The following is a 7,608-nucleotide window of genomic DNA, read 5'->3' on the forward strand; positions in this document are numbered from 1 at the left end:
GCCACGCTGATCGAGGAGAACCCCGATCTGGCGTCCGGAGACCAGTTCTTCAGCGACGGGGATGGCCGGTTCGTCGCCGAGACGCTGTTCGGCGAGGCAAGTGACGCCAATCTCGAAAAGGTCAAGCGCGGGAACGGGATGATCGTCAATTTCAAGCGCGGCAAGGGCGAGATATTCCATGCCGGGAGTTGCGAATGGGTGGCAGGGCTTCTTAGGCGTGACCGCATGGTCGAAATCGTAACCCGCAATGTGCTTAACCGCTATCTCGGCCGCGGGTAGAGGCCTCGCGTGACTTTTTATCTGGCATGCTTCACCACGGGATGGCAGTTGCTGACCTCAACGGCACGGCTTGGCTGCGGCTATTTCTAGCGAGCGCTTTCTTGGGCACCCGGGCAGCGTATCCTCACGCTGACGGCCAGACCGGCTTTCGATTACCCACATCGTCGGCGGGCCTATTGCCCTGTATGAATCTGCCGTGATTCTGTCCGTGGCGCCGAAATCGCGGAGGCGTCACGGATGCGAGACAAGACCAGCAGCAGCGAAGCTGCTTGGCAGGAAGAGCTTTGCGCGGCGGCCCTTCCCGACAAGCGTCTGGTCCGTCGGCTGCAGCGGTTGCTGGATCAGCTGTCAGCAGCGCCGGGCAAGCCGATCCCGGCGGCCTGTGGCGACTGGGCAGCGGCGAAGGCGGCCTACCCTGACGATGTGGGTAATCGAAAGCGTCACCGTGGGGACTACAGGCGCGGCCTCACCAAGGCCATCAAGCGGGGATTGCGACGCCGGGCCGCCGTCGAACCGGTCATCGGCCGTCTCAAGCAGGGCCGCCGCATGGGCCGCAACCTCCTGGCCTTCCCCGAAGGTGACGGCAACAATGCTATGCTCGCCGCCGTCGGCTACAACTCCAACCTCTTGCTCAACTGGCTGAAGCTTTTGTTTGCCTTCTTCCAGGCGTTGCTTGCAACCGCTGCAGCGTCACGGTCCAGCCACGATCAGCCTGATGTCCGCAGCTCAACCGGAATACGTCTGAAACGGGGCTCGCCCTCAACGCCGGTGTCGAAATTGACTTTCTTCACGGGCGACAAAATACCTTTCGCCAATGTGCAGCCGGTGCCATCGATTAGTCGCTTCGGTTGAGATAATTATTAAGCTTCTGTGCTAGGATTCTCACATGAGGAGGATTGACCATGGTGTAATGGTCACCTGGCACCTCGTGAATTTCCAGGCGGCCTCGCGAGAATTGCTTCCACCCAAGATCCCCGTCAGGTTGATTGGTGGAAATGCGTAGTCCCTTCTTGGCCGCAAAAAGAACGGCACTGCTGTCGTTGGGCCGAGGAGCATAATTATGCAGAGCAACTCTATTTGCTTCGGCAACTTCAAGGATATGATCGAGATGTGTTTCGCTCATGTTGGGGACGTTGCCAGCTTGCCTTCCGAAATCGAGCAAGGCAGTGACCTGACGATCACATTTGATGGATTTCAGCTTTCGCCAATGTTTCTTCAGTGCGGGGAAAAGGAGAGTCAATAAGACCACTTGCTCGCTCAGCCAGTCAGGAATGGGACTGTTGCCGAGCAGGCGATGATATCGGCCGCTTGGGTAATCTTCATGCTTATGAAGCGCTTTAGCGTCGAGCAGCCCAAGTATTGCTATCTCGTCACCAGCATCGCGCAATTGGCAGGCCATTTCCCAAGCAATGCTGCCGCCCATGGATAAGCCGACGAGCTGATAGGGACCGCGTGGCTGTACGCTTTTGATGGCCTCAACATATTCCCGCGCCATCTCTGGAATGCTCAGATGAGGTCTTGCCTCACCGTTCAGACCACGCGCCTGCAAACCGAAGAGCGGCTGCTCCGCGCCCAATGCTTTAGCAAGCGGCGTATAGAAGAGCACATGTCCGCCAAATGGGTGGGGGCAAAATAGAGGTAACCGCGAACCACCGGTCTGTATCGGCACCAATGCGCTCGGACGCGCGCTTATACGGCTCTTCAACAGGGCTGCCGCGAGCCCTCTTGGTGTCTGGTGTTCCAGCAGCACGGAGACAGCCAATCTCTCTCCCGTGATCTGCTCGATATGATTAATGACGCTTAAGGCGCTCAACGAATCGCCACCAAGGTCGAAGAAGTTATCGGTCAAGGCAACTTCTTCCAAGCCCAGGATGTCCCGATAGACCTCTGCGATTTGGCGGTCCAAGCCTGTCTCACGGGACATCTCAACTACAATCGGACCGCGCAACTCTTCGTCCTCAACCGGGTGATCAACGGATATGGCCGCAGTATCAGATTGACTCGAATCCGCGTTTTGTTCCTGCTCTTTGCCGGCGACCGTATTGAACCAGTGACGCTTGCGATCAAAAGGGTAGGGAGGGAGAGGAGTGCGCTGCGGGGGCTGGTGCTGGTCGTGCAGGTGAGACCAATCGATGGGAGCTCCGCAGGTCCATAGCTTGCCTAGAATCTGTAACAGTCTCGCGCGATCGCTTTGCCCATCATCGTCTGCTGGCAACGCTGCAAAGGCGATGAGGTTAGAGTCGCTCTTTGACATCAACCGCCTGGAATGTCTGGTCAGGGCAGCGCCAGGCCCCATCTCGATGAATAACTCGTGGTCCGATTGCACAAGCCTATTGAAAGCCTGATGGAACTGCACCGTCTCCCGGAGATTGCGGACCCAATAGCTGCCATCAAGCGGCATCTCCCTCTCAAGCCAGTCACCAAGTACCGTCGACATGAAAGGTATTTGTGGCGCGTGAAACTCGACTTGTTCCGCGCGAATCCTAAACTCCGGCAGGATTGGATCGAGCAGAGATGAATGAACGGCATGACTTGCTTGTATTCGTTTGGTCGCAATGGATAGCGCCTGCAATTGCTCACAAAATGCTGCGATCTCGGATGCGGCACCAGAAACGACGCACTGACGCGGCCCGTTTATTGCCGCCAATGAAAGGCGTTCTTTCCAATAAGGCTGGAGCTCTTCGGGCGACAGGCTGACTGCAACAATGCCGCCGGCAGGCACACGCGACGTTAACTGTCCCCTCACCAGTGTCAGTCGAATGGCATCGGGTAACGAGATGATGCCGGCAATATGAGCGGCTGCATATTCTCCGATGCTGTGGCCTATCACAGCTGCAGGGACAATACCCCACGAGATGAAGAGCTTCGCCATTGCATATTGCGTAGCAAAGATGACAGGCTGTATGACGGCTTCCAGCCGAGGCTCAAGCTCGCCATCAGATTTGCCTTCGCAGTAGAGCAGGGTGCGGAAATCAATGTGAACGAGCTCGTTAAGCAGCTTTGCGCATTCATCGATGACGCTGCGGAATACCGGTTCTTCTTCATAAAGCTCTCGGCACATTCCAATCTGCTGCGCGCCCTGGCCGGAAAACATGAATACCATGCGGCGTTCACTGCTCGACACCTCTCGCGACTCGACCCCCTGCAGTGCCGCCTGATCGAGTTGGTCGGCTAGTTCCAACAGATCGGCTCCCACGAAACTTGAACGATGTCTCAGAGCAGCTCTACCCTTTTGCAAGGTGTATGCGATGTTCGCTGCGCTGTGCTGGATATCGCTTCGGCGCATAAAGCCGGCAAGTCGCCGGAGCATTTCGGTCAGTGCCGACCTGCTCGCCCCCGATACTGGAAAGACGTGCAGCCTGCGACGGTCCTGCTCGCCGCTCCGCGGCGGAGCTTCCTCGAGAATCGTGTGTGCATTCGTGCCACCAATGCCAAATGAGCTGACCCCGCCCCGCCGTGGCTCGCGACCCTTTGTCCAAGCGGTGCAGGTCTTGTTTACGAACACCGGGCTCTCCTGAAAGTCGATATTTGGGTTGGGCTTGTCGAGATGCAGGCTAGCGGGAATGACGCCCCTGTTCAGCATCATGGCGAGCTTGATCAATCCCGTCACACCCGCTGCAGCGTCGAGATGGCCGACATTTGTCTTCACCGAACCTATTGCGCAGAATTGTTTCCTCGCGGTTTGGGAACGGAAGGCCTTCGTCAGGCCGGAGATTTCGATGGGGTCTCCAAGGTAAGTTCCTGTACCATGCGCCTCCACATATTCAATTGTGTCCGCAGAGACGTCAGCATCGGTGAGGGCCGCTTGAATCACCGCAGCCTGTCCGTCGGCGCTGGGCGCGGTGAAGCCTACCTTGCCGGCGCCGTCATTGTTGATGGCCGTTCCCTTTATGACTGCCCAGATATTGTCGCCGTCTCTACAGGCGTCGCCCAGCCGCTTGAGAACGACGACCGCAGCTCCACTGCCTCTCACCGTTCCTTGTGCTTTAGCATCGAACGCACGGCAGTGCCCGTCGGGCGAAAAGATGTGGCCTTGTTGATGGAGATAGCCTTTTCCGTGGGGCAGGGAAATCGATGCACCGCCTGCCAATGCCATATCGCACTCATTGCTGCGTAGGCTCTGGCAAGCGAGGTGGACAGCAACAAGCGAGGTGGAACAGGCCGTCTGAACTGACACGCAGGGGCCGGTCAAGTTGAGCTTGTAGGCGATGCGCGTCGCCGTGAAATCGCAGCCATTAAGAATGCGGATCTGCAACTTCTCTGAATCCAGCAGGTCGCGGCCTGCTTCCCGGTCAGCGAAATAGCGGTTGGCCCCCACGCCGGCAAAGACACCGACACGGCCTCCTGCCGTCTCGCGCGATCCATATCCCGCGTGGTCGAGCGCCTGATACGCCGTTTCCAGCAGGATTCGCTGTTGCGGGTCCATCCACGCTGCTTCCTTAGGCGAGATGCCGAAAAACGCCGCGTCAAACAGATCAACTCCGCGGATAATGGCTTCGCGCCTTACATAGTTATGCATCCGCAAAACGTCGCGACCGACGCCAGCCTCTCGCAATGTCTGTTCATCCAGATCTGCGATGGACTCTACGCCATCGACCAGATTATTCCAGAATTGATCGACATTCTCCGCCCCCGGGAACCTGCCCGCCATCCCGATTATCGCAATACCATCGCCCTGTTTGGGCTCGCTTTCGCTTGTGGCCAAGCCAGCTGGTTTCGTTAAATTCTGAGCGGAACGAGGAGCGGTTGTAATTGCGGCCAAGTGCGCAGCGAGCGTTCTTATAGTAGGGTGCTCGAACAAGTCCAGAATCTTGCAATCAATGCCCAAACGATCGTGGATACGCGCCTGAACCTGGACAATAGCCATGGAATGCCCGCCAACTTCGAAGAAATTGTCTTCGACGCCGACAGAGTCTAGCTTCAGCACGTCTTTCCAGATCTTAGCCAATTGTGTCTGAGACTCACCGGTAGGTAAAGTTGCGGCATTTGGTTTCGAGGCGTTTCTTGGCTTGGGAAGAGGGCGCCGATCGATCTTGCCGCTACTATTGGTTGGTAGCTGCGGGAGGAACACGAAGTGTGATGGAATCATGTAGCCAGGCAGCGCGGCGCGCAAAAAAGACCGAAGTTGATCGATATCCTCCGAACTCTCCCGTCGCCTCACTACATAGGCTGTCAGGCGCGCGTTATCATTGCGACCGTCTGTCAGCGTAAGGCAGCAAGCTTTGACGTTTTTGTGCTCCATCAGGCACTGCTCGATTTCCGCAAGCTCGACCCGCATGCCACGGATCTTGATCTGCCCGTCTCTCCGGCCCAAGAACTCAATCATACCATCTGACCGATACCGGGCCAGATCCCCAGTTTTGTAGAGCCTGGATTGGGGATCATCATCGAATGGGTTTGGCCGGAAAACCTCGCGCGTGAGTTCATCGTGATTGATGTAGCCGCGGGCTATGCCGATGCCTCCGATGTAGAGCTCGCCGACTGCGCCAACGGGTGTGGGATTGCCATAGCGATCGAGGATATAAGCCCTAGTATTGATGGCGGGGCGACCGATGGGTGGCTTTTGCCCCTTGGCTTTCACCTCGGTCCTTATGCAATAAACGGTCGTTTCGGTGGGCCCGTAGGAATTGAAGATGCGGCGCCTCTCACCCCATCGCTCAATCAGGCTTGACGGCAAGGGTTCTCCACCTGACTTGACAACGGTAAGATCAGGAAGATCAGTCGACGGCAAGGAGGTCCAGGCTGTCGGTGTAAGACCGGCAGCGGTAATGCGCTCACGGCGCATGAACTCGACAAGCTCTGCTCCAGGCAGCGACGCTGATGGGGGCGCAAGGCACAATCGGCCACCCGAGGACAAAGCCAGCATAAAATCGAATAGCGATGCATCAAATCCGCAGGAAGCGAACTGCAATACCCGGCTATCCGGCCCCAGCTGATAGGTGCGTCTTAGATCCTCCACCATGTTGCAGCCACTGCGATGTTCAATCATCACGCCTTTCGGCTGACCCGTTGAACCGGACGTATAGATAACGTAAGCCAAATCCGCGGGTCCGGCAGGGCAGTGCGGAGGGGTGACTTCGTGCAAAGCAATTTCGGTGTGGTCTTTGTCGAGGAGAACCACTGCGCATTCATTCGCACCTTCAATGTTGCGCCCAGACAGGGCATTCCCGAACGTCTGTTCTATAAGCTCCGCTTTGCTGACGACCGCGGTGGCGCCAGCGTCCCGCGCCATGAACCGCACGCGCTGAGGTGGCAGCCGCGGATCGAGAGGAAGATAGACGGCCCCCGCCTTCAGGACCGCTAAAAACCCGACAAGGAGATCGCACGAACGCTCAACGAGAATGCCGACCACGTCCCCAAGGCTGACACCTTTTGCAATTAGATGACGCGCAAGCTTGTTTGCCCTTTGCTCAAGTGCGGCATAGCTGAGCGCCTCCAATGGGCAGCTGACAGCGATATTGTCCGGGTAAGCGGCAGCCTGCGCTTCGATCAGGTTGTGCAGGCAAGTGTCGGACGGATAATATGCACCTGTGTCGTTAAAATCATGCAGGAGCTGCTGCTCCTCCTCTGGCCTCAGAAGACTATAGTCGCCTATCCGTCGCGCTGGCTTATCTGCGATCGCCTCAAGCAAAAAATGATAGTGCTTCGCAAGCCGCTCTATGGTGCTAGCATCCCACAAATCCGCCTTGTACACGACGTCAAGGCGGACACTTTCCTTGCGGGCCAGGATTCGAAAATCAAGATCGATCCAGGTATCGGTCTCACAAAATCGAATTTGCGCAGGCAAGCCGGAGAGGTCGACGTCGCATGCCGTGAAGCCAAGAGAACTCACCCCTTCGGGAGTGAAGTTGAAAACTGCCTGCGCGAGCGGATTGCGATGAGGTGCATGGGACAGCTGGAGCTTCTCCAGCAGCAGGGGCAGAGGAAAATAGTCGTGGCTGCGCGCGCCGCGCATGAGGGCACGCACCCGCTGCAATTGGTCGAGGAAAATGGGATTTCCGGAAAGATCCTGCCGTAGGGCCGATAGAGTCACAAAGTAGCCGAAGGTCCCCGAAAAATTTCCCGCCGGACGACCGAGGCGTGGCACGTAAAGGGTGATATCGTCCTGGTCGCAATGACGATGCAGCAGGACGTAATAGGCAGCAAGCAGGACGGTGGCGAGCGTCACCTTTTCTTTGTGCGCCAGTCGCTCCAAGCGCGCAATCAGCGGCTTGTCGACATCCAGGGAGAAAATTGACCCGGTGTGGGTAGCAAGTGCGGCTCGTGGTCTGTCGGTCGGAAGGGCCAAGTCAGGTTCGTGGTCAACAAACTGGCTGCGCCAGTAGGCCA

General features: G+C 57.2%; 1 protein-coding gene and 3 pseudogenes. 3 read left to right on the forward strand and 1 reads right to left on the reverse strand.

The window, feature by feature from the left end; translation table 11 throughout:
• The 3 pseudogenes from AC04SI_RS32695 to AC04SI_RS32705 all read left to right on the forward strand — a co-directional run.
• Positions 1-279, forward strand: a pseudogene (locus AC04SI_RS32695) (N,N-dimethylformamidase beta subunit family domain-containing protein); the annotation flags it as partial.
• A 237-nt stretch (positions 280-516) separates the two neighbouring features.
• Positions 517-681, forward strand: a pseudogene (locus AC04SI_RS32700) (IS4/Tn5 family transposase DNA-binding protein); the annotation flags it as partial.
• A gap of 54 nt (positions 682-735) precedes the next feature.
• A pseudogene (locus tag AC04SI_RS32705) lies at positions 736-954 on the forward strand (IS5/IS1182 family transposase); the annotation flags it as partial.
• Positions 955-1,114: 160 nt separating this feature from the next.
• Here AC04SI_RS32705 and AC04SI_RS32710 read toward each other — a convergent pair.
• Positions 1,115-7,608, reverse strand: a 6,494-nt coding sequence (locus AC04SI_RS32710) for an amino acid adenylation domain-containing protein (RefSeq protein ID WP_488475675.1), incomplete at its 5' end; no start/stop codon positions are given.

The organism is Mesorhizobium sp. CNPSo 4689 (assembly GCF_057784325.1).